Below are 22942 nucleotides of genomic sequence, written 5' to 3' on the forward strand. Positions count from 1 at the left end.
GCGCGAGCCTCAGCTGTTCCAGGTCTCGGAGTACGAGTCCGCGACCGTGACCTTCGCCCAGGAGTTGGTGACGCGGCAGTTCCGGGACTGGTGCGTGACGAACACCTGGTATTCCCGCTTCTTGATGCCGATCTTGTAGCTCACCCGCTTGCGGGCGGGCACTTCGATCATCACCGTCTTGCCCTTCGCGATGGAGGCGCTTGCTTCGACGGACACTCCGAGCTTGGAACTGATCTCCGCCGCGGCCAGGTTGAGCGTGCCTCCGATCTCGCCGCTGACGCTGCCCGTCAGGCTGGCGCTCACCTGTCCGGTGATGGACTCGCGCGTGGTGGCGGCGCTGCGGCGGTTGTCGATGACCCCTTGCGCGACCACCTTGTGCCACGTGGACGAGATCTCCGTGTACTTGCGCTTGTAGACGTCGTCACAGATCTCGGCTGCGGACGCGGGCGTCGCCGACAGCCCGATCAGCCCGCCGGCGAACACGGCCGACGCGGTGGTGGCCGTCATGAACGTGCGGACAGAAGTGCCCATGTTGATTCCCCCATTGTGAGGCTCCGGCTTGGTCAGTAGCGGAGCGGTTCCCAAAACTAGCCACGGTGCGATCGGCGCTACAACGCTCTTGATCAGAATCTGAGCTTCTGGCCGGCGCCGCCCTCGCGTCGCGCGGCCCGCGTACGATCAGCCGGTCCGCCGCCCCCTGAAGGAGCCCTTCCCGATGACCTCCGCGCCACCCCGGCCCCGCACCGCTCCCCTGCTCGACGTGCGGCAGTCGACGCGGATCGAGGACGGTGAGGAACTGCGCGCCCTGCTGTGGCCGGCCGGTCCGGGCTGGCGGATGATCAGCAGCGCGGTGGTGGGCGGTGGCCTCGGCGAGCGGTGCTGGGTGCTCAACGCCCAGGTGTCCCACGGCTACCGGCGCACGGACCCCGGCCGGCACCTGGCCGAGCTGGCCGGTGCGGTGAGCGCGCACGGAAGCGGGGTGGGGCTGATGACGGCCGCGGACGTCTCGGCGTACGCCCACGCCCGCGACGAAGGCGTCGAGGCCGTCGCGACCGCGGGCGTCACGGTGCGCGGCTGGGCCGCCTCCCCGGCAGAAGGCACCCTGCTGCCCGCCGGGCCCGGAACGGTCAACATCATCGCCGCGCTCCCCGTCGCCTTGTCGGATGCCGCTCTGGTCAACGCGGTCGCCACCGCCACCGAAGCCAAGGTCCAGGCGCTGCTGGACGCGGGATACGACTGCTCCGGCACACCCACCGACGCGGTGTGCATCGCCGCACGCACCCCTCGGCCCGGCTCCGAGGTCCATGAGTTCGCCGGTCCGCGGTCCCGGTGGGGCGCCCGCCTGGCGCGCGCCGTCCACCGTGCCGTCCGCGAAGCCGTGCCCGCACCCGGACCCGCACCGTCACCGGCGAACCCCGGCGCCACTGTGGCGAGGTGATGGTGCCGGTGTAGCGCGGCATCGCCGACGAGACGGCCGGGCAGGTCCGGGACCAGGCGCCGTCCGCGCCGATCACGAGGTCGAACGCCTCGGCCGGCCGGCCCTCGGCCCGAACGGCCTCGCCGTGACCGAGGCCACGCTGGCCTCCCTCGACGGCCATACCCATGTCGACATCGTCATGCGCGCCGTGGAGACCGTCAGCGCCTACGTCATCGGCGCGCTCAGGCGCGAGATCGCGAACCTGCGGGCCGAGCGCGCGCCACGGGCCTGTCCAAGCAGGACTGGCAGCGCGCCCGCGGCCCGCACGGGACGAAGATGCTGGCGACAGGCCGCTTCCCGGCGAGTACGCGGGCGGGGCGGGCCGGTGCCCGGCAGGCGCTCTGCCTTGCCGTTCTTGCCGTTCTTGCCGTTCTGGCACCGGCCGGTGATTCTGGGCAGGTGCCAGGACAGGGGAAGAGAAGGCGGCGCCAGGAGGACGCGTGGCACCGGCTTGCCGCGCGTACCGCGCCGGACGCGGGGCAGTGGCAAGTGGTCGTGGAGACTGCGGACCAGACGGAGACGCGCACGCGGTTGCGCCGTCTTCGCGAGGCGGGCGTCGACGATTCGATGATCCGGATCGAGACGCTGTGCGGGCGTCTGGGGCTGCCGACCACCTACCGGCTGAGCCGCTTCGTGACGAACCCCGTGCAGGACTGCGAGCACGAGCAGTCCGGTCGTTGATCTTGTGGCAGGTCGCGTGCTTCGGCATGACGGCGACGGCGTCCCGGCGGGTGGTGGGGCCGGTGAAGATCTCCGCAGAGGGTCTGGCGTCGGCCAGGAACGCACGGCTCGGCACAAGCGGTCGCCAGCCGGCTCCTGATCGCGTGAGCTGGGGGGCATGCCTGAACTGTGCACCGATCGTGTCCAGTTCCGCCGGTGGCGGGAGTACGACCTCGAGCCGTGGGCGGCGATGAACGCCGATTCCGATGGCGCTTGAGGCGTTCGGCGTGGGGCCACGGGTACGCCACCGAGGCCGCCCGGACGTCGTGCCTCGACTCCGCCTTCGAGGTCCTCGGGCTGCCGGAGGCGGTGGCCTCGACGACCGTCGACACCCCGCGTTCCCAGGCGGTGATGCGCCGGATCGGTATGTCCTGGGACCCGGCGGACGACTTCGAGGACCCGAGCGTGCCCGAAGGGCCGCTACGCCGGTGCGTGCTGTACCGGGCCACGTGGAGCCGGGGGCCGCACGCGCCGGGGACCGTCGTGGACGGCTGGGAGAAGATCGAGATCCTGAGCCCAATGTGGGCAAGAGGTCCAGCCAGGCGGCCTTCAAGCTCACCTGCAACGGAACACGGCGGCGCCCTCGCGCCGCGACCGGCGGCGGTGCGAGGACGGCCGCGCGAGGGGCGTCACCCCGGGTTCAGCAAGGCGCGCAGCCGGCCCGGGGGTCGGCCGGTCGTGCGGCGCAGGGCGCGCGTGAGGTGGGACTGGTCGGTGAAGCCCAGCTCGTGGGCGAGCCCGGCGAGGTCACGCTCTCCCTCGGCGAGCCGGTCGAGGGCGCGGGCGAGGCGGAGCCGGTCCCGGTAGCCGGTGAGGGTCGTACCGGTCTGCGTACGGAAGACCCGGCTGAGGTGGTGCGGTGAGCAGCCGACCGCCGTGGCGAGAGCGTCCAGGCTCTGGTTGACGTCGGCGCCCAGCGCGGCGCGGGCGTCATCGGCCAGGCGGCGGCGGGCCTCGGCGGTGCGGGGGCGGCCGCTCGCCACCCGGTCCGGCGCCAGCTGGCCGAATATCCGGGCGGCGACCAGGGCGGTGTGCTCGGCGAGTTCGAAGGCGTCGGCGCCCGCGCGGGCGCGGGTGAGCAACAGACGGTGGCTCAGAGCGAGTTGGGGCGTGGTGAACACGAGGCCCTCCGGGACCTGCGGATCACCGCCGAGGAGGGCGGCGACCACCGGCTCGGACAGGACGATCTCGGTGTAGACGTCGTCACCGCAGGGATGGGCGAACTGCTGCTCGGCGCCGAGCCGTTCCACGTACACGGTGGCCGGGTCGAGGAGCTGCTCGCGCCCGCGGATCCGTCCCCTGACCAGGCCGCGCCGCACCATGACCAGGCCGAAGACCGTCGCCTCCCGCGCGGCCGTCCAGCCGCGCGGCGGGCAGCCGCACAGCACGTCGGCGAGGAGGACGTCGTCGGTGCGGAGAAAGACGCGGCGCTCCACGGGCATGTCCGGCACCCTCCTGGCTGGTTCTCCGCCCTGAGGCGGGGTCACGAAGTGAGCATGAACGTACAAGCGGCGCGGTGCCGCCCCCCGGCAGTCTCTCTTCCGGGCCGGCCTTACGGAAAGGCCGGCCGGGAGGAGAGAGCGGATGAGCGGGCTGAGCAGACGAGACCTGGCGAGGGGCGCCGTGGGGGCCGTCGCCCTGGCGGCATGGGGCCCCGCCCTGACGGGCCGGGGGTACGCCGCGGGGGAGGGCACCTCGGGCGACGCCACGTCCGGCGCTACGGCGGGCGGGGCGGAGCGGTGGCGGGTGGTCGCGCGGCAGGCCGGGCCGTTCGAGGTGCTGGCGCTGCTCGACGCGCACGGCCGGTTCCCCGGAAGGGCCCGCGACCACTTCACCGGCGCCGCCGAGTGCGACTGGGAGCGGGCGGAGCGGCTCGACCCGGCGGCGTTCGGCCCGCACGGCACATGGGAACTGGACTTCCGCTGCTACGCCGTCCGGCGGCCGGGCGGACGTGTCACCCTGGTCGACACCGGGATCGGGCCCGTCGGCAGCCCGGCCTCGGGGTGGGCACCCGTACCGGGCCGGCTGCCGAGGGTCCTGACGGAGGCGGGCATCAGCGTCGCGGACGTGGACTCGGTCGTACTGACGCATCTGCACAGCGACCACTACGGGTGGGTCGTGGGGCCCGACGGGACGCCGATGTTCCCCGAGGCCCGCCACGTCGTCCAGCACGCCGAGGTGGCGTCCCTCGACCCCGACGACACCTCCCTGTCGTACGTGGTGGCGCCGCTGAGGGCGGCCGGTCTGCTCCAGGAGGTCGACGGCCGCACCCGGCTGGTGGGCGGCGGTCACGGGCAGGGCCGCGCGATCACCCTCGTCCCGACCCCGGGCCACACGGCAGGGCACCAGTCGGTCCTCGTCGAGGGTGGCTCCCGGCGGATCCTGGTCACGGGAGACGTCCTGGTGCACGCCGTGCAGTGGGCGAACCCGGCGGTGGCCTACCGCTTCGAACACGACCCGGCGGCCGCCCGGGAAACCCGCGAGCGGCTGCTGGCCGAGGCGCGGCGCCACCGTTCGCTGCTGGCCACCTCCCACCTCAACCTCCCCTTCGTGCACGCGCGTTAGTCCCGCCGCCGTGGTGAGGGCGTGGGAGGTGGCCGTGCGGTGGCGGAGGGTCCGCACCAGCCCGGCGTTGCGCGGAGCGGTGCTCGCCGGACGTCCGGCTTCAAGCACGGCCTGCGCCTGGAGGGGCGCCTCCCCGCGCACGCGCCCCGGCGCAGGCCGCCCGGCATCTCCGCCAGCCCCTCCCACCTTCATGCGCGCCGGAATGCACCTACCCGCCCGGCTGCTCGGGGGGCGTGACGGGCGGACGGCAGTAGCGGCGGATCAGGGCCGCATGGTGGGGGAAGCGGGCCGTCAGGTCGTCGGGGCGGCCCAGCGTCATATCGGCGTAGTCGAAGCCGGGCGCCACGGCTTCACTGATCAGGGCGTGGTCACCGCCGCTGAGGTGGGTTGCCTTCCATACCCCGCCGCGAACGGCGAGGGTCAGCACGTGCCCCTGTTCGGGACGGGGGCCGAGGGTGACGGTGTGTGCTTCTCCGTCCGGGTGGATCAAGTGGTAGGTGAGAGGGCCGCCGGAGTGGTGGAAGTGGAGTACGTCGGACTGGTTGAGGTGCCAGTGGCCTACGGGCGACTCCTCGGTGAGCAAGTAGTAGATGGAGGTGAGCAGAAGCCGCTCACCTCCCGGAGTCGGTACCGGGGGCCGGTGATCGGCCTGGAACGTCCGCCGGAAGTAGCCGCCCTCCACGTGCGGCTCGAGCCCCAGAACGCTGATCCACTGCTGTGCCGTGTGCACGCGATGCTCCTCGGTCGACGTCGTCGCGCCGCCACCCGTGTGCGGTGCGGACGACAAGTCTCATCCGACGGTCAAGGCGGGGCGTACCACCGGAGTGCCGCGCCCGGTGCAATGAGGTGGATCGGCCCTGACATGAGTGCCCGGGTGGAAGTTGAGCGGTCACCGCGGCACGGGGACCTTGCCGTGGACCGTGTCGGATGAGCTGTGGGACCGCCTGAAGCCGCTCCTGCCTCAACGCGAGCGGGCGCTTCCGGTATCCGGGCCGCACGCCGCTGCCGGACCGGCAGGTCTGTGCGGGATCCTGTACGTGCTGCACACCCGGGTGCCCTGCCGAAGGAGCTGGCTTCGGCTCGGGCATGACGGGCCGGCGCAGACTACGGGACGGGAACGAGGCCGGCGTGTGGCAGCAACCGCACGAGGTGCTTCTGGCCGACGCCTGAGGATCCGCTGGGAACGTCGGGCCGACATCCAATGAGCCTTCCTCAGACTGGCCTGCTGCCTCACCACCTTCCGACGAGTGCAATCCTCGTGTTGGCTGTTGTGCGCTGCTGGACGGCGCTCATGGGCCCCGGACCGCAGCCGACAACCGCACCGGTGGCCATGTGTGACCTGACCTCTTGGCAGTCGCCGAAACCGGCGACCCACGGGGACGAGGAAGGAACTCTGACATGTCTCAACCTGCTGTCGCTCGCCTGCGTCAGCTGCTCCCGCCACCTGTCTCCGGAGGGGACGCGGTGGACTGGGAAGGGCTCGCCGGCACGGCGGAGTTGGAACTCCCGGCGGACTACCGCGAGTTCGTGGAGTCGTACGGCGGGGGAGAGATCGACGAGTACCTGTCCGTCAGTACGCCTCCCGTGCCGGGATCGCCGTATGGGGATCTCCTCGACAGAGTCGATCCCGCACTCTCGGACCGGGACTGGCAGGGACTGGGCGCCCTCCTTGGAAGGCAAGGCTTGCCGCGCCTGTTGCCCTTCGCGGACTCGGCGAGCAGCGATGTCGCCTTCTGGCTGCGAGAGGGCGCACCCGACAGCTGGAGGGTGGTCACTTTTCGGAGGCAGGCGCCGTGGGGGGCGAACCGCTGGACGGTCTTCGATGGCGGCATGGCCGCGTTCTGCCTGGCCGTCCTGACCGGTGTGGTGGATCCGTTCAGCGAGCCGATCGCGGGATCAGGGCCGCACGGGTTCGTGAGCTGGCGCGACTCGTCACCACCTGCCGACTTGCGCGATCAGCCGAACGTCCTGCTGTCCTCAGGTGCCGGTAGGGGATCACGTCACCAAATTGGCCGCTGTTGAACCGCTCGCCGCTCAGCGTCTCCGGTCAGACATCGAGGTCAGGTCTGGGATCGTCAGGGATGTATTTCTGCGCCGAGCTGTAGTGCGGGGGAGAGAATTCGGCGTTGTGCTCTTCTGCTGCCTGTTCCGCCTCATTTTTGAAGGGGCAGACGGTGATGAGCGGAGCATCGGGTTCTTGGGGGCAGAACACTGCCCAGATGGGCCCGTGACGGTGGGGACGTTCGGCCGCTTCCTCCCGCCCGTGAGATTCTGCCATGATCGAATATCCTTCCTGCCTTTCGGCGTAGAGGGAATCGGTCCTGCAATAACCTCGCCATTTCGGATGTTCGACGCGCAACCAATGAAAAGGAACGGCGAGGCGTAGAGAACGCGCAGCTGCGCCTGAATTCCCCTTTCAAGGTAAGGTTGCCGCTGCATTGGGGCAACTCGAAATGCTGTAAGCGGTATCCGTTTTCGCGCCGGTCCGGCCGCGTTCTGGCGTCGCGCACGGGCAGCCCGGGCGACCCGTCGCACACGCCCGCGCGCGGGGCAGGTCACGCGGCGCTCGCCGCCGACGGCAGCGCGGAACGGGTGACTGTCGTCGTCCACCAGTGTGGGTACCAAGTGGTTCGTTGACCCCGATTGATCGCGGAATGTCACTATCGGCAACGTTCAGTGAGCTTGGTGCTGCTTCCGCAGCGCCGTCCGACCGACTAGGAGACAGCTGATGCACACCGCACTTCTCCCGGCGCTCGCGCCGACCGCCTCTCCCGCCGAAGAGGCCGCTCTGACCGCCCTGCTCAGCGAAGGCGAGGCACCGGTCAGCGACGCGCCGGTGTTCAGCCCGGCCGCGGCCAGCCTCATCCTCATCCTCCTCGCCCCCAAGGAACCGAAGAACACCGTCTGACAGCGGCCGCGGCCCCACACCGCCGCCCGTGACGCACGACCCGCCCGCCGACCGGCCGTGACAGGAGAGTTCACCACGCATGTCAGTTACCGATGCGACGCTGCGTGCCGAGTACGGCGCCGCGGTCGAGCGGATGGCGGGGCGTGTCCTCGACGCCCTGAAGGGCGTCGAGGACACGTGCGGCGGCTTTGCCCAGCCCCTGTCCAGAGCGGACCTGGCCGCCCTGCGCGTTCTGGGCCCGGACGCCTTCGCGGCCCAGCCATCCGCATGGCCAGACGCCCCGGGGGTCCCCGGAACCACGATGCCCGCCCAGGACACGGCGACGGCCGTGCCGGAGGCGTACCGGGTCTTCCCCCCGGCCGAAGGCGGCGACGTGGCGGCCCAGTGGCTCGACTGGGCCACCTGGGCGCTCGCGTCCCGTACCCGTTCCCCCGATGCCGCCAGACCCCGGTCAGGGACGCGACCCCCCTCGGCACCGGCGGGCGAAGCACCGGTGCCCCTGCCGGTCCCTGACCGTCTTCCGTTCGCCGACGGCTGGCGCCCCCGGTCATTGGTCCTCGCTCGGCTCGCCCCACTGGCTCTTCCCGGCCTCGACGGCCCGCTCCACCACGCCGTACGCGCCGACCCGCTCGCCGTCGCCCGCGGAACCGTCCGCGCCATGCTGCGCCGCGACCACCGCACCGCCGCACGCCTGGTCCGCTGGCTGGCCTGGCTGGACCTTCACCTCCGTACGTCCCGGACGGCACAACCGCCCCGGGCGGCCGGGACCGCCCGCCCGGCCGCGCCGCCCAGCGCCCTCCCACCGGTCACACCCGCGATGCCCTCCACCACCCCCCTGGAAATCGGACCCCTGATCACCCGCCTGAAGCAGGTCGGTGACGGCAGCGCCCGCACCGCCCTCGACCTGGCGGTCGCCGAACGCCTGCTGGAGACGGATCCCCGATGAGCGACACCCCCGACCACCTCACCACCGTGCAGCGCTGGTCCTCCCGGGCCCTGCACTGGCTGCACACCGCCCACCAGCAGGGCCACGGGCACCTCCCGGCAGACGCCACGATCGACCTCAGCGACCCGAACGGCGTCTACAAGCCGCTCGGGGAAAACGCCCTCGCCGCCTCCCTGGTCCTGCGCGAGGGGGTCGCAGGCTCCCACGACATCCAGGCGGCACGCGACCTGATCGACTCCTGCTGGCAGCAACTGCACCACGGCAACCTCCTCTACGAGCGGCAGTTGCGCTACATGACGATCACCGACCCGCTGGAGCTGTACGCCCACTTCACCCGCGCCGGATACCGCCACCGGCTTCTGGACCAACTCCTCACCGAATACGCGGCACTGCGGGCCCCGGACGCCGTGGAGCTGGTGCCCAACCGCCGGCTGGCCGTGGCCAACGCCCGCCGCATCGCCGGCATCGGCGGGCGAACCGACTGGACAGCGCTCGCCGCCCGGACCTGGCTCGGCGCCACGCCCGAACCCTGGGCCGTGGACTGGAGCACCGGCTACGACATCACCCACACCGTCTTCCACCTCACCGACTGGGGAGCCGCACCCGAAGGGCTGCCCGCCCACATGGCCTCCTACCTGAGGGACTGGCTGCCGGTATGGGTGGATGTCTGGCTCGAAGTCGGGCAATGGGACCTCGTCGCCGAACTGCTCATCGTCGACGCGTGCCTCACCCACCCGGTGTGCGGAACCGAGCCTTGGCGCCAACTCCTCGCGGTCCAGCACGACGACGGACTGACGCCCCGCGACAGCGACCCGGTGGCGGACGATCCCGACCGCGCCTTCAAGGACAACGAACACACCGCCGTCGTCGCCACGATCGCCGGCACCCTCACCCTGTCCCGCGCGCTCGGCACCACCGCGCACACCGCGGCATGACCGGTTCCGGCCACGGCGCGACCGGCGTCGACCTCGGCCTCACCCACTCCGGCCCGGGCACCCCCATGGCGGCTTCCGACTCCGACCTGGCCACCCTCGTGGACGCGGTCCCCGGTGCCACCGGGGTCACCCTCGCCGTCATCCAGGGCGGACGCCACCACGTGCGGTGCCACGGCAGTGAATCCCGGGGCGGCCGCCCCATCACCCCGGCAACCGCCTACGAGATCGGCTCCGTCACCAAGACGTTCACCGCGCTGCTCCTGGCGCAACTGGCCGCGGAGGGCCGGATCACCCTCCACGACCCGCTCGACGCCCACCTTCCGCCGGCCCACCGGCCGCGGACGAAGGACGGCACGCCCATCACCCTCCTCCACCTGGCCACCCACACCTCCGGCCTCCCGCGCCTGCCGCCCGGCCTGATCGCCCGGGCCCTGCCCGTCTGGTTCACCAATCCCTACTCGGCCTTCGGCGAGGAGCACCTCCTCGCCGCCCTACGGCGAACCCGCACCCGCCACCGCCCCGGCACCCGCCTGGCCTACTCCAACTACGGCATGGCGCTCCTCGGCCGAGCCCTGGCCGCAACCACCGCGACCGCCTACCCGACGCTCCTCGCCGAGCGCGTCTGCCGTCCCCTCGGCCTGCGCGCCACCCATTGCGGCCCTTCACCCGAGGGCCAGGCGACCGGTCACCGCGCCGGCAGGCCCCTGCCGCCGTTCGCCGTGCCGGCCCTGCCCGCGGCGGGCGCGCTGCGCTCCACCGCCGGTGACCTCCTCCGCTACCTCCACGCCCACCTCCACCCCGACGGCACCCCCCTGGCGCGGGCCCTGCGGGACGTGCAGACACCCCGCCTGCGCGCCCGGGGCTCCGGCGACCACGTCTGCCTGGCCTGGAACTCGCGCCAGGTGGGCGAACGCACGTACCTCTTCCACTCGGGCGGCACCCGCGGGTTCACCACCTTCCTCGGCTTCGCCCCCGGCACCGGCACCGGCGTCGCAGCCTTGGCCAACACCGGCCCCAGCCTCCACAGTCGCTTCGTCCAGAGCGCCTACGAGATCTTGAAACGCCTCACCTGCTGACCCCGACCGACCGGCGTCCCCTCCGGACGCGACAGCCGTTCTGCGGCCGGGCAGGACACGGGTGACGTCAGCCTGGACGACGACGCCGGCGAAGGGCGCCCCCGACAACCGACAGGCGCCGTATCCGGTCACACGGCGCCGCAGCGCCGGTGGCCGGACCTGCGGCCACGGCTCGGGACACCCGCCGCCCGCCACAGGACGCGCCAGCCGATCGCGCACCCGTACCGGCACGGAGCCCCGGCACTCCGTCCGTTTCCAGGAGGGTCGCGACTGCGGAGCGTCACCCCGTGGCGGATCTTTCTGCTCAGTCCCTTACGGCATGCCGTGTCAGACGAGGGAGGCGTCGAAGGTCACCGCAGCCGCCGGCAGGACCGTGCCGAGGCGTGGGAAGTCCAAATCCACCGCGCCACGGTGCTCCTCGGCAGTGAGGCCGGTCATGGCGTCCTCGGCGAAGACCACCTCGTAGCCGAGGTCGACGGCGGCGCGTGCGGTGGACTCCACGCCGAGGTTGGTGGCGATGCCTGCGCAGACCAGCGTGTCGATTCCCAGCCGAGCGAGGAGCGGGTGCAGTCCGGTGTCCTGGAAAGCACCGATCGTCCGCTTGACCAGTACATGGTCCCCATCGCGGACCAGGCCGGGAACCAGCCCGCTGCCGGGCGGCTGGACATCGACGCCCGGGCGCTCGGCCCGGACCAGGACCACCGGTGCTCCGGCCGCCCGGAACGCTTCGGCGAGGCGCCCGGAGGCGGCCACCACCTCCGCTCCGGTCCGCGGGGCGAGCGGCAGGGCGGCGATGCGCTCCATCAGGTCGACGAGGACCAGGGCGGTGCGCTGGGCGCTGAATGCTGGCATGGGCCGACCGTACCCGGAAGTGATCACCGTTGGGGCCGACTTCCGATCGCTGGTAGCGGCCGAACCCCAGGCAGTCGCTGCCGTCGATCGCGACGACCACCTCGAGCGGCACGGGCAGCACGGGGACCGGCTCCGTGCAGGGCAGAAGGCCGAGCCAACTGGGTCTCACCCCATCATCGACCGCAGCACTCAATGCTTCCCGTGGTCGGCGCCTTCCACGTGACGCAAGGCGGTCAACAGGGCGTCGAGGGGCGCGGGAACGAAGTCGAGGTCGACGGCCTGGGCGAGGAGGTGTCCGTAGCGGATCTTGCGGCCCTTCTTCGTCCCGAGGAAGCGCCGCATCCGGTGGTGCGGGTCGCGGCCCCGCTGCGCGGGCTGGCGGATGAAGGTCTGCCACGGGACGAGATCGCCCTCGGCTTCGATGATCTCCTCGACCGCAGGCACGCCCAGCGAGCGGATGAGCTCTTCCTCGAGGTCCTTCACACAGACGAATACCTCGTGGCCGGCAGCACCGGCCTGGCGGAAGGCACGGTCGTAGAACGGCTGCTCCTGTTCGTCACACAGCCCGGTGACGCGCAGTCCCAGTCCGGGCGGCCCCAGGAGCCGGACGTAGCGGCCGACGTTCATCGCTCCGCCCATGGATATGACGCAGACGCCCTCGTCGGCCAGGTCCCGGTTCAGGCGTGCCGCCAGGGTCTCGACGGCGGCGAGGTCGCTGGGTCCTTCCACCAGCACCACCGCCGCGACACCCAGTTCCGAGGCCAGCCCCCCGGCAACCTCGCCGGGACCGCCCGCCGCCCAGTCCGTCACCGCGTTCCGGAACATCCCCATGTCTGCCATGCGGTGATCCTGCTGCACCAGGGCCCCGGTCGGCACCCATTTTTCCCGGCTCCGACGTGCCTTTCCCCTCGCTGTGCATGCCGGGTCTGAGTAAGCATCCGTCGATGAGACGGCTAATCCCACTTCGTCCTTTCCTTGACGGTGGAGACGAGCGTGGCCTCCGAGGCGTTGGGGCCAGCGGCGGGCGCGAGGGCGGTGACAGCCGGGGCCGCAAGGGCGGCTTCGGGGGGCGGCGCAGCCACCGGGGTCGCGATCGCGGCGGCGATGGCGAGGACGGCGGCAGCGCGCATGGTCCACTTCAGCACGATAGTGCTCCGTTCCTGACGTGTGAGGGCATGTGCCTCAATCGTCGCCGCGATCTGGTGCCCGGGTATCGTCCAAAGGTCGCGGCCGTCTCCCCCACACGGGGGAGACGGCGAGCCACGGGGCACCTGCCATGTACCACTCCTGAGGCACCGACTCATCCGAGTTCATCAATGAGGCGGTACGGGTTGATGTGCGGGAGGGGGCCTTGCCCCGGCCGGGGTCGGCAGCGGCGAGGTCAGCCGTTCAGGTTGGGGCTCAGGTGGTGGCACAACTTCACGAAGAGGTCGAGGCTGGGGATGGTGTACGCGTTCGCGCTGCCGGGGTTCGGTGCCTTCCTCAGAGCCCAGGAGCCGTTGAAGACCGCCGATCCCTTCGACGAAGCGGAATTCGGCGATTTCTGACCAGGCGGCCGACCCCTCCCGGATCGCCGGCCTTTTCACGCCCGAGATGCCGTGCCGGTCAACTGTGTAGGCGCCGAAGTCGACCGTCTCGCCCTGTTGGACGCGCACGATCGTTCGGGACAACTGGGTGCGCGTGACCCATGTCTGGAAGTTGTCACCCCAGGCGTGCGGGTAGAGAAACGAGGGGCCGATCACCCACGAGGTGATCCCGAGAGCCGCCCTCTGGCCCTTGGTCAGTGGGGGCCTGCCGAACCCGATATCGCCGCCGTTGACGGTGCGTCGGTACTGCAGGATGCGCAGGGTGCCCCAGTCGTACGCGGCTGCGTAGCCATCCGGCGCGGTCACGACTATGCCGCCGTCGAAGAAATAGAGCCGCCAGTCCCGGTTCTTGAACCCCAAGCCCTGCTCGGTCGCGATCGTGTCGACCCCATTGCCCAGCCCGCGCTGGGCGGCGAGTGCCGCGGCGGCCGCGTTCGGCTGCTCGGTGCGGATGTGCGCGATCTCGTCCTTGGATTCCTTGGCCTAGGTCAACTGATGTCGATCCGAATCGAGTTAGGGCTGCCCCAGGCCTCGAGATCATCCGGTCGCGCCGTCGCGGCCGACGGTGCCAGACAGCCGCGAGCCGGGCTGGTGAGCTCGCACAGCTGGCTCTGTGTTGATTGCTTCCGGCCCGGCTTCGGCTGCGCTGCGAGGGCTGGCGGATGCTCGCTGTCGCGAGAGCATCCGCGCCTGGCGGGGGAGTGCGGGCAGGCGTCGGAGCGGACGGTGTCGCGGTGGCTCAGGGCAGGCTGAGTCCCTTCCCTGGCGAAGGGGCCGACCAGGCGCCCGGTCGGCGGACCGCTTCGAGGTAACGCCGGAGATCCGGGCGGTGCTCGCACACTGGCATGGCAACGCTCGGCGGTCTGCCCACAGTGAGCCCGCGCCCGGACGGCGGCGGCCGGTGAGCCGGCCAACGCGGTCCCGGCTGGCGCACCGCTGGAGCGGGGTGTCCCTTTGCCGGTACTGGCGCGTCATTGTCGATTTCGCGTGCGGTAGGCCGTCATGTGACCGCGGGCGAGCGCGCGGGTCTGCCCTGGGACCGGAGCTGGCCCGGGTCCACGAGGTGTCCTGACGCCGCTGGCATTGTCCATGAGAACGGACGGCAGATTGCACGACTTCGGGAGGCGCCTCCGTCCGGTGCTGTTCGACCACGGCAGCAGCAATCGAGCTTCAACCTCCACGGGGCACCGCGCCCGGCCGCTGCCCCCTCCCTCCGTGCCCTCGAACACAGTGAGATCCTGCACGTGTGAACCATCTCGGTGACGAGCGCCTACGCGGCTGGACCATGCGCTTCATGACCCTCCTGGCAGCCGACACCCAGGATCAACTCGCCTGGTTGGGCAAGCGTGAGGAGGACACGAAGGGCGTCGTCGAAGAGGCAGAGCTACTTTGCCGCGTCTCAGAAGGACTCGTCGAGCGCGGAGTCTTCAAGCCTGAGGATCTGCACAACCTTCAGGCCATCGGCCGTCGCCTCGGCGAGATCGATGCCGACGGCCGCGACGGCCTGTGGGACAACGCCTTGACCACGGATCCCGTGTGGGACGACATACGTTCTCTCGCCCGCCAGTTCCTCCTCACGACACTGGGCGACTGGCGCCGGCCACTGCCACCTCCCGTCCGCCCGCACACGGGCGACCGCTGAGCCGCCCAGGCCGCCGCGACCCCGAAGCAGTCGGCGCCGCACACACGAGACCGAGGGACGTCGCGGCTACGCTCGGACGGGTGTCGGCAGACAGGCCGCCGCACACCGCCAGCCGTGCCTAGGCAGTCGACTCTCGGGTCGAAACTCAAGCATCGTTCAAACCCTCAGTGTGCTTCGGTGCCTCCCAAAGCCGTGAACATCTGCCGTCCGTTCTCGGACCAGCACACATTCTGTGAGAACGATCAGCGGTGTTCCGCCAAGCTCGACCCCTACAAGCCCCACCTGGACAAACACTGGGCCGAAGGACACACCAACGCCCCCCAACTCCGCACCTTGCCTCGTGTGCTGCGGGACACCGGCCCGTCACCCGATCAGTGGCCACTCTGAACGAGCTCAGTGCTCGATTCCGGAGGACTTCGGCGTGATTTGCGGGGGTGCGGGCTCGCTGACTCCGTGGCCGGTGAGGGCACTGCGGGGCGCGCGGATGATTCCGTGGCCCAGGTTCACACCGGGTAGGAAGGCACTCATGTGCTCCCTCCGCTTCGCCTCGGCCGTCGTCGGGTTCAGTTCCTCGTAGGAGTTGGCCGCCGACAGCCGGTCGACGATCGCCGCATGGGTCTCCTTCTGGTCCTCGGGGACGTCGATGGCGTGCAGCTTCATGGCGAATACCTCGGGGGACTTCCCGGGGTCGTCGTCCCCCATCCGCAGTTGGCAGCGGATGGGGGGATCGGCCATGAACGCGTTGATGTCGGGCGGAAGGTGCGCGTGCTGAGGCAACGGCGTCGCGAACCTGATGCCCTCCTTCCCGACGTCGGTGTTCTTGAGGAGCGCCGGCATCTCGGTCTTGCCGAGGACCGAGTCCGCGGTGATGTCGGCGGCGAACCCGATCACGAGTCCCTCGGTTGCGATGGCGTAGCGGTCTGAGAGGGTGTCCCAGGCGGCACCGTGAGCGGCGTCCAGTTCCTCCGGATCGAAGTCGAAGTGCCGGGCGAGCGCATCCACCACGAATTCGTTGCCGAGGAAGTAGCCGTTGAGCCGGTGCCCGGCGGGCGTGTCCTCCAGCACCTGCAGGCCGCGCGACTGGCCGCATGCCCTGGCCAGAAAGCGGTTGGGCACGGGTGTGTCCACGCCCTCGAGCTCGGACTGGTAGGACCAGAAGGCGCGATGGGGGCCGCGGTCCTCGTTGGTGACCGACTCCTCCGCCGCGAGGTTCTCGATGAAGTCCACAAGACCGGGCTTGGGACCTTCCGCCTCCGGATCGAGCGTCGACAGGTAGTCGCCGTACAGCCTGCGGGCGATCGCGGCCCCGGACTGCCTGTCACGTGGTTCCGCCGCGGCATGTTCCTGCTGGAGGGCAAAGGCCCGGGCTATCTCCTCCGGGGCCGGAGGAGCGTCGGGGTTCACGGGGTCCTCCGTGAACCTTCAGGGGCATGCACGGTCAGCTGGATCCGCGAACCGCCCGGCGTGTCGGTGGCCCACGCTGCGAACGACACCGACTGCGCCAGCACGATGAAGGCCTGCCCGGGGTGGTCACCCACCGGCTTCCAGTACGCCATCCGATAAGGGGTGCGGGTCTCGAGGCGGTATTCACGGCTCTCCCAGAACGCCGGTTCCATCGGCTCCGGGAAGTCTGGTGCATCCCAGGGGCCGGTCCATACCGCAGGCCCCAGAACACTTTCGGCCGCCTTGACGAACTCGGGCCATTCGTCGGCCGCGCAGGTCAAGAGACCGGGGTTCTCGGACGCCTCGTCCGCCTTGAGGTGCCACGCCCAGTGGGTCAGGCGGCGTACGGGATGCCAGTTGCCCCCTGCTTCGAAGGTCCACCTGCCGCCGGCCCTGCTGCGCACCGCCAGGTTGCGGTCGGCCGTCAGGGGCTCCCAGCCGTAGCGCTCGCACCACGTGCGGCATTCGGGGGAGCCGCCCTGCGGCGGGCCCGCCCAAACCGACGCCCAGTCCACCCCCCGCAGGCCCTCCAGCTCGGCGGCCAGGTCCTGGGCCGTGCGGCCCGACGTCTCCGTCAGCATCGTCTCAAGCTCCTAAACCGGTGATGAGCTGGCATCATGACATGTCATCAGTGCCGGGCGATCGCCCGTATCAGCAGGCAGACGACCACCGGGCCAGGATCAGCTGAGGGATTGATCGCCCCGGGCCCCGGCTCCGGCCAACTGCTCCCGCGCGGTGTCGGCTTGTCGCGGCCCCGCCCAGAACGCGGGCACCCACGCCGACTGGTCCGACGGATCCGGAACGCAGTGCCACCACCGATGCCATCGTCGGGGTACAGAGACACCACCTACTCCACGCCCGTCACCTCCGTCGCCTCCCGCGCCATCGGCTCCACGACCACCGCCGTACGCGCGCCTGCCGCGCGGTCCAGGTTGGTGCCAGCACGCAGTACCTCCAGGGCGGTGGAGTCGAGGGCGATCCACCCGACCCGGCAGCGGGCCTCCTCCGGCGGCAGACCGGCACCGAGGATCACGAAGACCTCGCTCATGAGCTGCGAGTCGGCCTCCGGAGTCCGGGGGTTCTCACCACCGGCGGCGGGGCCGGCGAAGCGCGAGAGGTCCTGACCGCTGAGCGACGCGGCGCCCACGATCACACCGGCCGGCGTTCCGACGGTCAGATCCGCCCCGGCCAGACCGACGCCCAGGCCGTGCAGGCCGTGGGCCAGTCCGGCCCTCCACGCGGTGCCAACGGATCCGCCCGGCCCGACGTGCTGTGCGGCTGCCCGCCGCGCGGCTGGACGGCCGCGCGGGAGGCGACGGCCTTCGGCCTGGTCATGGTGCGGCGTCAACCGAGCCTGGAGTCTCGCCACGGCCGTCGGCTGCTCACCGCACCACCTCAGCCGGACCTTCCGTGCGCGGCCGGCACAACAGTGCGCTCGTCGGCGAGGAGGACGTCGTCGGTGCGCGGGAGGACGTGGCGCTCCACGGCATGTCCGGCACCCCTCGTGGCTGGTTCTCCGCCTTGAGGCGCGGGGCGGGAAATGAGCATGAACGTACAAGCGGCGCGGTGTCACCGCCCGGCAGTCTCTCGTCCTGGCCGGCCTGACGGAAAGGCGGCCGGAAAGGGGACAGCGGATGAGCGGGCTGAGCAAGACGTGAGTGACGAGGACGCGTGCGGGCCACCAGGCCCGCACGCCCGGTTTGACCCGTTCGCCCTTTCATGCCGCGACCGGTGCGGCACCCCACCTGCCGGCGACTGTGAAAGGACCACTGACGCACGTACGAAAGACCCTGGCTGCGCTTGGCATGACCCTGTCGGTGGCGCGGCCCGAGCGGCAGCCGCGCCAGGCGGCCGGCTGCTTCGGCTGCCGACGCCACCGTCCGATCCCGTCGCAGTCCAAGAGGACCGCCGACCAGCGGCGCCGACGGCCACCGGCCCAGCGGTATGCCGACCACGAGAGAACGAGCAGGGGGACAGCAAGTGGCTGAGGGCAGCATGCCTGGAGGCAAGGGCGCCGACGCGCCGGGGGCCGGAGGCCGGCAGGGGACCGGGCCCGGCGAGAGCGGCCTGCCACCCGGTGCACCAGGATCGCCGCAGCCACCGGCGCCGGCCTACGGTCCACCCGCAGGCGCACCCGTCCCGCCACCGTACGCCGACCGCGGACCGTCCGCCCCGCCCAGCTACGGACCGTCCACACCGCCCAGCTACGGACCGTCCACACCGCCCAGCTACGGACCGTCCGCCCCGCCCGGCTACGGCGCGCCCGCCTTGCCGCACTCCGGCGGGCCCGTCCCCCTCGCCCCGCCCGGGGCCCCACGCCGTGGGGACATCCCGGCCCCGCGCCGGTCCCCGCCCCCTCCCGCGGACCGGGCGGGAAGATCGCCGCGATCGTGATCGGGGTGCTCCTCGTCGTGGCGCTCATCGGCGGCGGCATCGTCTTCGCCCTCACCGCCGGCTCGGCCTCCAACGGCTCCTCCTCGAACGCTCGGGAGGCGCCGTCGGACGCCCTGCCGGTCGCCTGGCAGATCGATCAGATTCCCCGGTCCACCGCCTCGTCCACCCGGGCCACCCGCTGGCCCGGCCGCTGGATGCACAGTTCGGTGCTGGCCTACGGCGACGAGCACGGCGTACGCGGGTACGACACGGCCACCGGCAACCAGAAGTGGCAGGTCGAACCGCCCAAGGGGGCGGGCGAACCCTGCGCCATGTCACCGTCGGCCGGCCTCGAGGGGGTGGGCGCGGTCCTGTTCGACGCAGGGGGCAACGACTGCTCCTACCTGGCGGCGATCGACATCGACACCGGCTCGGTCCTGTGGGCGAAGAAGATCACCACGGAACACGGGTCCCACGCGCCGGAGCTGCACGTCGGCATGAAGAGCATCACGGTCGGGATCAACGGAACCGAGCGCATCCAGACCTTCGACGTGCAGAACGGCGCGGTGGGCGACCCACTGGCCGCGACGACCGTCGGCTGCCGCTACTCGTACGTCTTCAGCGCGCAGCACATCGCGGTCAAGCCGGAGTGCCGCAACGAACTGGTCGTCATCGACACCCAGTCCGGCGCCACACCGATCACCGTGTCCGACCAGGCGGGCAAGGCGATCCAGATCCTCAACGACCACCCGCTCACCATCGCCGTGCACAGCGGCACGGACGACTCCGGCCCGCCCCGCGTGCTGCACTTCGACACGGCGGGCGCGAAGGCCACCTCCGTGGAACTGACCGGCAAGGCGGCCGACCTCGTCTTCAACGACAAGGAGGACGCCTACACCGACCAGGGGCTCTTCTTCGGCAAGGTCCGTGACGGGTCCACCCTCGTGGCCGACCTGAAGTCCGGCAAGGCGGTCTGGGAGGCGAGGGCGCAGCGTGCGTCCTTCGTCGGCTACGACTCACTCGGCAAGCGCGTGGTCATTGCCGAGGACGACCCGCAGAAGTCGTACTGGACGCGCGTGGGCGCCCTCGATCCCGAGACCGGGAAACTCGCTTACGCCGGCACCATGGTCATGCCGGACGGCGGGTACCTCCACCGCTCCGGCGCCCTGTACGCGTACGACAGCGACAAGGTGATGTCCGTCGGCACGCGCGCCTCGGACGGCAAGAGCGTGATCGTCGCCTTCGCCACCGCCTTCCCCCGGTCCTGAAGGGGCCCCCGCCCGGCCCGCGCCGTCACCCCACGGATGGCCGACGCCCCAGCGCCTCCCCGCCCGGGAGCGGATCCAGTGAAAGCCCTGCGGGCAGTGCGCGCGGCTCTGCCGGCCCGTCGTCCGTAGGGCTGCCTGCGCCCGGCGGTGCCCCGTAGCGGGTGGCGATCGCGGTGGCCCGGTCCCGCAGGGAGTCGCGCAGCCACTGCGGCGCCAAGGCCTCCGCGCTCGTGCCGAGCTGCCACAGTGCCCATTCGGCGTGTCTGGCGTCCTGGAAGGTGGCCTCCAAACGCAGTGGGCCGTCCGCGTCCGCGTCCGGCTCCTCGCCGTCGGCGCGGACGGCCAGCGCCGTGTCGAGCAGTTCCTCGCGCCGCGCCGGGTCCAGTCGGAGCAGTACGGTGACCTGATCACCGCCGGTCCGGAACCGTGCGCTGCGTTCCTGCCAGGCCTGGTTGAGGTCGACCCGGTCGGGGCGCTGTGCCGGCTCGGCGAGTTCCTCGGCGGCCAGAATCCTGGACAGCCGGTACGTGCGGTCCGCGCCGGACCTCGTCGCGAGCAGGTAGCCGTGGCCGCGTGCGGTGACCAGCCCGACCGGGTCGACCGTACGCCAGACCGGGATGCTGTCCGTGGCCGCGTAGTGGATGCGCAGCTTGTGTCCCGCGAACACCGCGCGCCGGACCTCGGTCAGGACGGCCTCGGGTACCTCCTCGGTGGGCGAGCGGCGCGCGAGGAGGTCTGTTTCCGGCTCGAGAAGCAGGCGCTGGGCGGCCCCGGCCGCGGTGGCCCGGGAACTGTGGGGGAGCGCGTCGACCACCTTGCGCATGGCGGAGGCGAGAGCCGCCCCGAGGCCGAACGCCTGCGCGCCGCGTCGGGATCCGGCGACCAGCAGGGCGAGTGCCTCGTCGTGGTTGAGCCCGGTGAGCTCGGTACGGAAGCCGGGCAGCAGGGCGAAGCCCCCGTGCCGGCCGCGTTCTGCGTAGACCGGTACGCCGGCCGCCGCAAGGGCATCCATGTCGCGGAGCACCGTACGGGTGGACACCTCCAGCTCGCGGGCCAACTCGGCGGCGGACAGCCGCCCGTGCTGCCGCAGCAGCAGGACCACGGACACCAGCCGGTCGGCACGCATATGGAAAGCCTATCGGAATACATGACAGAGGATGTCGTGATGCGTTGGGAGGGTTGGGCCACGGAAAACGACCCTTCCCGTAGGAGAGGTGCAGCGACATGGCATACGAATTGGTCAACCCGGAAGGCCTGCACGACCCGGTCCCGTTCGGTTACAGCCACACCGTCAGCGTTCCCGGCGGCTCGGAACTGGTGCTGGTGGCGGGTCAGTACGGGTCAGGCCCGGACGGCGCGGTCGTCTCGACCGACTTCGCGGAGCAGGTGAAGCAGACGTTCCGCAACATCGGCACCGCTCTCGCCGCCCACGGGCTCGGCCTCGGTGACGTCGTCCAGCTCAGGACGTACGTGGTGGACCACGACCTCGGCAAGCTCGGGCCGATCGCGGCGGCGGTGCGGGAGGGCTGGGGTGGGAAGCCGCCCACGCAGACCCTGCTCGGGGTGGCGAGCCTGGCCGCGCCGGACGTGCTGTTCGAGGTCGAGGCGGTCGCCGTCCGGAGCTGAGGGCGGGTGTGCGCGGGCAGCGGCCGTCCAGGCGTGAGGGGCGGCCGGTGCAACCCTCGCGGCAGTCCTCCGGGGCGAGGGCGAGCGCGACGTCATCGCGACCGGTGCAGGGCGGCGTCGGCAGAGGCGTCCACGGAGCACCGGTGGCGATCGCGGCCGCGAGGGACGGGATGTCCGCTCCAGCGCCTGGGGGGCACCACCTGCTGGGCGAGCATCGGCGAACGGGCCAGGGTCGGTGCAGTTCCCCCTGACCGGTATGAGGGCTCCGCCGGCCTTGCCGTGACTTCCGAAAGCGGTGGAGCCGGGTGGCCTGCGGGATACGACACCGTGGTGGGCCTCCCGCACCAGCGTGCTCACGACCCCGGGCGAGCATGGCCGTGCCGACGACGACCAGCACCGGACCTCGGACAGCGACGCGGTCACCCTCATGCACGCATGTCTCGGCGTCGCTCCGAGGAGCCCCTCACCAAGTGCGGTGCACGGTCGCCTTGCCACCGGTCACCAGGCTGGCCGGCGGAACGTCGTCGGCCACGACCGCGCCGGCGGCAACCACGGCGTCGCGGCCGATGGTGACGCCGGGCAGGATGGTGGCACCGGCGCCGATCCACACGTTCTCCGCCACGTCGATGGGTGCGCCGGTGAGGTAGAGCCGCCGTTCCTCGGGATCAACCGGGTGACCGCTGGTAATGAACGTGACTTTCGGTCCGACCATCACGCGCTCGCCGAGACGGATCCCGGCGTAGTCCAGGAACGTGCAGTTCTGGTTGATGAAGACGCGTTCGGCGAGTTCGAGGTTCAGGCCGTGGTCCGTGAAGAAGGGCGGGTAGATCGTGACTCTCGGCGGCAGTGGCTTGCCGAGGATCTGTTCGAACAGTTCCGCCTTGCCCGCTTCGTCTTCGAAAGGCAGGACGTTCAGGCGGGAGGTCAGCTCGGTGACCCGCAGGACCCTCTCGGCCATGGCCTGGAACTCGGTGCTGCGGATGCGCATGAGACGGCCGCTGGACATGCCACGGTCCTTTCTATGTACCACTGTCGGGGCGCGAGTCACCCGGTGATCAAAGCCAAGGGGTGGCACCCAAGACGGAAGTGAGGACGTCCAAGATCATTCCGCGGTGAACGGCACGGATCCCTCGCGACGGCACTCTAGGGGAGAACCGACGACCCCCGGCGGGCGCCCCGGCATCCGGTCCCGTGCCTTCCGGGTGTGGCGGAATGGCCCGCTGGGCTCGAGCGGATGGCTGCGGTGTTGGAGCTGGGAGCCGAGGCCGCGGTCGGCTGCGACACCCATGTGGTGGTCCGGGCCAGGGCTCAAGTTCGATTCATCAAGATCCGGCTCTTCCCCGAGCCCTGGACGAGGGGCCGAGCCGGGTCCTTCCGTCGCCCGCGAAAGGCGGAACCCCAGGAGGCCCTGACGGCCTGGCCGCGTCACCGCCGGCACCCGGGGACGGGCGCCGGCGCAGGATCAGCACGTCGACAGGCGATCCGGGTCCGGGGAGCCGGGCCGGCCGGAACCACCTGCCGCCAC

The 22942-nt window shown here is 71.3% G+C and carries 24 protein-coding genes and 4 pseudogenes; 15 read left to right on the top strand and 13 right to left on the bottom strand.

The genetic code is table 11. The features are described 5' to 3' along the window. Window positions 1-9 precede the first annotated feature (9 nt). Window positions 10-531 (bottom strand): hypothetical protein, encoded by a 522-nt coding sequence (locus ACZ514_RS05065; RefSeq protein WP_468173654.1) that lies wholly within the window; start codon window positions 529-531, stop codon window positions 10-12. Between the two features lie 184 nt (window positions 532-715). On the opposite strand from ACZ514_RS05065, the gene ACZ514_RS05070 reads away from it, so the two are divergent. The 4 genes and pseudogenes from ACZ514_RS05070 to ACZ514_RS05085 form a co-directional block, all read left to right on the top strand. After that, entirely contained in the window at window positions 716-1438 is a 723-nt protein-coding gene (locus tag ACZ514_RS05070; protein ID WP_469124140.1) for an adenosylcobinamide amidohydrolase, read from the top strand. A 91-nt stretch (window positions 1439-1529) separates the two neighbouring features. Continuing rightward, a pseudogene (locus ACZ514_RS05075) lies at window positions 1530-1804 on the top strand (TetR/AcrR family transcriptional regulator C-terminal domain-containing protein); the annotation flags it as partial. Window positions 1805-2008: 204 nt separating this feature from the next. After that, on the top strand, window positions 2009-2158 hold the full coding sequence (locus tag ACZ514_RS05080; protein ID WP_468173869.1) for a hypothetical protein: 150 nt from the start codon (window positions 2009-2011) through the stop codon (window positions 2156-2158). 157 nt (window positions 2159-2315) lie between these two features. Next, a pseudogene (locus ACZ514_RS05085) lies at window positions 2316-2647 on the top strand (GNAT family N-acetyltransferase); the annotation flags it as partial. Window positions 2648-2826: 179 nt separating this feature from the next. Here ACZ514_RS05085 and ACZ514_RS05090 read toward each other — a convergent pair. Continuing rightward, complete coding sequence (locus ACZ514_RS05090) at window positions 2827-3639, bottom strand: helix-turn-helix domain-containing protein (RefSeq protein WP_468694345.1); 813 nt, start codon at window positions 3637-3639, stop codon at window positions 2827-2829. Between the two features lie 142 nt (window positions 3640-3781). Between ACZ514_RS05090 and ACZ514_RS05095 the strand changes: the two genes are divergently transcribed. Continuing rightward, window positions 3782-4762 carry an MBL fold metallo-hydrolase gene (locus tag ACZ514_RS05095; protein ID WP_469124141.1) on the top strand — a complete coding sequence of 327 codons (981 nt, stop codon included), beginning with the start codon at window positions 3782-3784 and terminating at the stop codon, window positions 4760-4762. 208 nt (window positions 4763-4970) lie between these two features. On the opposite strand, the gene ACZ514_RS05100 is transcribed toward ACZ514_RS05095, so the two are convergent. Beyond that, window positions 4971-5492 carry a cupin domain-containing protein gene (locus ACZ514_RS05100; RefSeq protein WP_469124142.1) on the bottom strand — a complete coding sequence of 174 codons (522 nt, stop codon included), beginning with the start codon at window positions 5490-5492 and terminating at the stop codon, window positions 4971-4973. A 136-nt stretch (window positions 5493-5628) separates the two neighbouring features. On the opposite strand from ACZ514_RS05100, the pseudogene ACZ514_RS05105 reads away from it, so the two are divergent. From ACZ514_RS05105 to ACZ514_RS05115, 3 genes and pseudogenes are all read left to right on the top strand, one after another. Beyond that, window positions 5629-5926: pseudogene (locus tag ACZ514_RS05105) on the top strand (transposase); the annotation flags it as partial. Beyond that, window positions 5923-6021 (top strand): annotated as a pseudogene (locus ACZ514_RS05110) (IS5/IS1182 family transposase); the annotation flags it as partial. The pseudogenes ACZ514_RS05105 and ACZ514_RS05110, both read left to right, overlap by 4 nt. Before the next feature lie 205 nt (window positions 6022-6226). Next, entirely contained in the window at window positions 6227-6784 is a 558-nt protein-coding gene (locus ACZ514_RS05115; protein ID WP_469124143.1) for an SMI1/KNR4 family protein, read from the top strand. Between the two features lie 25 nt (window positions 6785-6809). Here the strand turns inward: ACZ514_RS05115 and ACZ514_RS05120 are convergent, their stop codons facing one another. Next, complete coding sequence (locus ACZ514_RS05120) at window positions 6810-7040, bottom strand: hypothetical protein (protein ID WP_468694336.1); 231 nt, start codon at window positions 7038-7040, stop codon at window positions 6810-6812. Window positions 7041-7490: 450 nt separating this feature from the next. Here ACZ514_RS05120 and ACZ514_RS05125 point away from each other — a divergent pair, with 450 nt between their 5' ends. The 4 genes from ACZ514_RS05125 to ACZ514_RS05140 all read left to right on the top strand — a co-directional run bounded on the left by ACZ514_RS05125 (window position 7491) and on the right by ACZ514_RS05140 (window position 10627). Further along, entirely contained in the window at window positions 7491-7670 is a 180-nt protein-coding gene (locus tag ACZ514_RS05125) for a hypothetical protein (RefSeq protein ID WP_468173640.1), read from the top strand. Between the two features lie 79 nt (window positions 7671-7749). After that, window positions 7750-8616, top strand: a complete 867-nt coding sequence (locus ACZ514_RS05130) for a hypothetical protein (protein WP_469124144.1) — start codon at window positions 7750-7752, stop codon at window positions 8614-8616. Further along, the gene (locus tag ACZ514_RS05135; protein ID WP_468173636.1) at window positions 8613-9551 is read left to right on the top strand and encodes a DUF6895 family protein; all 939 of its coding nucleotides are present in this window, start codon (window positions 8613-8615) and stop codon (window positions 9549-9551) included. The genes ACZ514_RS05130 and ACZ514_RS05135 overlap by 4 nt, the downstream gene beginning before the upstream one ends. Next, the gene (locus ACZ514_RS05140) at window positions 9548-10627 is read left to right on the top strand and encodes a serine hydrolase domain-containing protein (RefSeq protein WP_469124145.1); all 1080 of its coding nucleotides are present in this window, start codon (window positions 9548-9550) and stop codon (window positions 10625-10627) included. The genes ACZ514_RS05135 and ACZ514_RS05140 overlap by 4 nt, the downstream gene beginning before the upstream one ends. 327 nt (window positions 10628-10954) lie before the next feature. Here ACZ514_RS05140 and ACZ514_RS05145 read toward each other — a convergent pair whose 3' ends face one another. The 4 genes from ACZ514_RS05145 to ACZ514_RS05160 all read right to left on the bottom strand — a co-directional run bounded on the left by ACZ514_RS05145 (window position 10955) and on the right by ACZ514_RS05160 (window position 13425). After that, window positions 10955-11479 (bottom strand): isochorismatase family protein, encoded by a 525-nt coding sequence (locus ACZ514_RS05145; RefSeq protein WP_469124146.1) that lies wholly within the window; start codon window positions 11477-11479, stop codon window positions 10955-10957. Between the two features lie 189 nt (window positions 11480-11668). Beyond that, window positions 11669-12319 (bottom strand): TOPRIM nucleotidyl transferase/hydrolase domain-containing protein, encoded by a 651-nt coding sequence (locus tag ACZ514_RS05150; protein WP_469124147.1) that lies wholly within the window; start codon window positions 12317-12319, stop codon window positions 11669-11671. 113 nt (window positions 12320-12432) lie between these two features. Continuing rightward, window positions 12433-12624, bottom strand: coding sequence for a hypothetical protein (locus ACZ514_RS05155; protein ID WP_469124148.1), 192 nt, complete (start codon window positions 12622-12624; stop codon window positions 12433-12435). Window positions 12625-12792: 168 nt separating this feature from the next. Further along, window positions 12793-13425, bottom strand: coding sequence for a hypothetical protein (locus ACZ514_RS05160; protein ID WP_468173626.1), 633 nt, complete (start codon window positions 13423-13425; stop codon window positions 12793-12795). An 886-nt stretch (window positions 13426-14311) separates the two neighbouring features. Between ACZ514_RS05160 and ACZ514_RS05165 the strand changes: the two genes are divergently transcribed. After that, window positions 14312-14707, top strand: a complete 396-nt coding sequence (locus tag ACZ514_RS05165; protein WP_468173624.1) for a hypothetical protein — start codon at window positions 14312-14314, stop codon at window positions 14705-14707. Window positions 14708-15100: 393 nt separating this feature from the next. Here the strand turns inward: ACZ514_RS05165 and ACZ514_RS05170 are convergent, their stop codons facing one another. From ACZ514_RS05170 to ACZ514_RS05180, 3 genes are all read right to left on the bottom strand, one after another. Beyond that, window positions 15101-16111, bottom strand: coding sequence for a hypothetical protein (locus ACZ514_RS05170; protein WP_469124149.1), 1011 nt, complete (start codon window positions 16109-16111; stop codon window positions 15101-15103). Further along, window positions 16108-16731: a hypothetical protein gene (locus ACZ514_RS05175; RefSeq protein ID WP_469124150.1), complete on the bottom strand. Its 624-nt coding sequence runs from the start codon at window positions 16729-16731 to the stop codon at window positions 16108-16110. The genes ACZ514_RS05170 and ACZ514_RS05175 overlap by 4 nt, the downstream gene beginning before the upstream one ends. A gap of 266 nt (window positions 16732-16997) precedes the next feature. Continuing rightward, window positions 16998-17303 (bottom strand): hypothetical protein, encoded by a 306-nt coding sequence (locus ACZ514_RS05180; RefSeq protein WP_469124151.1) that lies wholly within the window; start codon window positions 17301-17303, stop codon window positions 16998-17000. 1237 nt (window positions 17304-18540) lie between these two features. Between ACZ514_RS05180 and ACZ514_RS05185 the strand changes: the two genes are divergently transcribed. Further along, window positions 18541-19791 (top strand): outer membrane protein assembly factor BamB family protein, encoded by a 1251-nt coding sequence (locus ACZ514_RS05185; protein ID WP_469124152.1) that lies wholly within the window; start codon window positions 18541-18543, stop codon window positions 19789-19791. A gap of 25 nt (window positions 19792-19816) precedes the next feature. On the opposite strand, the gene ACZ514_RS05190 is transcribed toward ACZ514_RS05185, so the two are convergent. Further along, window positions 19817-20917 carry a helix-turn-helix transcriptional regulator gene (locus ACZ514_RS05190; protein WP_469124153.1) on the bottom strand — a complete coding sequence of 367 codons (1101 nt, stop codon included), beginning with the start codon at window positions 20915-20917 and terminating at the stop codon, window positions 19817-19819. A gap of 98 nt (window positions 20918-21015) precedes the next feature. On the opposite strand from ACZ514_RS05190, the gene ACZ514_RS05195 reads away from it, so the two are divergent. Further along, entirely contained in the window at window positions 21016-21417 is a 402-nt protein-coding gene (locus ACZ514_RS05195; protein WP_468173612.1) for a RidA family protein, read from the top strand. A 463-nt stretch (window positions 21418-21880) separates the two neighbouring features. Here ACZ514_RS05195 and ACZ514_RS05200 read toward each other — a convergent pair whose 3' ends face one another. Continuing rightward, window positions 21881-22423, bottom strand: a complete 543-nt coding sequence (locus ACZ514_RS05200) for a DapH/DapD/GlmU-related protein (protein WP_468173610.1) — start codon at window positions 22421-22423, stop codon at window positions 21881-21883. Window positions 22424-22942: the final 519 nt, after the last annotated feature.

This window comes from Streptomyces sp. NPDC034086, assembly GCF_055575515.1.

Bases quoted from the DNA above. Each gene is read 5' to 3' on its own strand.
- ACZ514_RS05065 (WP_468173654.1), bottom strand. From the start codon at position 531: ATGGGCACTTCTGTCCGCACGTTCATGACGGCCACCACCGCGTCGGCC.
- ACZ514_RS05070 (WP_469124140.1), top strand. From the start codon at position 716: ATGACCTCCGCGCCACCCCGGCCCCGCACCGCTCCCCTGCTCGACGTG.
- ACZ514_RS05090 (WP_468694345.1), bottom strand. From the start codon at position 3,639: ATGCCCGTGGAGCGCCGCGTCTTTCTCCGCACCGACGACGTCCTCCTC.
- ACZ514_RS05095 (WP_469124141.1), top strand. From the start codon at position 3,782: ATGAGCGGGCTGAGCAGACGAGACCTGGCGAGGGGCGCCGTGGGGGCC.
- ACZ514_RS05120 (WP_468694336.1), bottom strand. From the start codon at position 7,040: ATGGCAGAATCTCACGGGCGGGAGGAAGCGGCCGAACGTCCCCACCGT.
- ACZ514_RS05125 (WP_468173640.1), top strand. From the start codon at position 7,491: ATGCACACCGCACTTCTCCCGGCGCTCGCGCCGACCGCCTCTCCCGCC.
- ACZ514_RS05130 (WP_469124144.1), top strand. From the start codon at position 7,750: ATGTCAGTTACCGATGCGACGCTGCGTGCCGAGTACGGCGCCGCGGTC.
- ACZ514_RS05135 (WP_468173636.1), top strand. From the start codon at position 8,613: ATGAGCGACACCCCCGACCACCTCACCACCGTGCAGCGCTGGTCCTCC.
- ACZ514_RS05140 (WP_469124145.1), top strand. From the start codon at position 9,548: ATGACCGGTTCCGGCCACGGCGCGACCGGCGTCGACCTCGGCCTCACC.
- ACZ514_RS05145 (WP_469124146.1), bottom strand. From the start codon at position 11,479: ATGCCAGCATTCAGCGCCCAGCGCACCGCCCTGGTCCTCGTCGACCTG.
- ACZ514_RS05150 (WP_469124147.1), bottom strand. From the start codon at position 12,319: ATGGCAGACATGGGGATGTTCCGGAACGCGGTGACGGACTGGGCGGCG.
- ACZ514_RS05175 (WP_469124150.1), bottom strand. From the start codon at position 16,731: ATGCTGACGGAGACGTCGGGCCGCACGGCCCAGGACCTGGCCGCCGAG.
- ACZ514_RS05190 (WP_469124153.1), bottom strand. From the start codon at position 20,917: ATGCGTGCCGACCGGCTGGTGTCCGTGGTCCTGCTGCTGCGGCAGCAC.
- ACZ514_RS05195 (WP_468173612.1), top strand. From the start codon at position 21,016: ATGGCATACGAATTGGTCAACCCGGAAGGCCTGCACGACCCGGTCCCG.
- ACZ514_RS05200 (WP_468173610.1), bottom strand. From the start codon at position 22,423: ATGTCCAGCGGCCGTCTCATGCGCATCCGCAGCACCGAGTTCCAGGCC.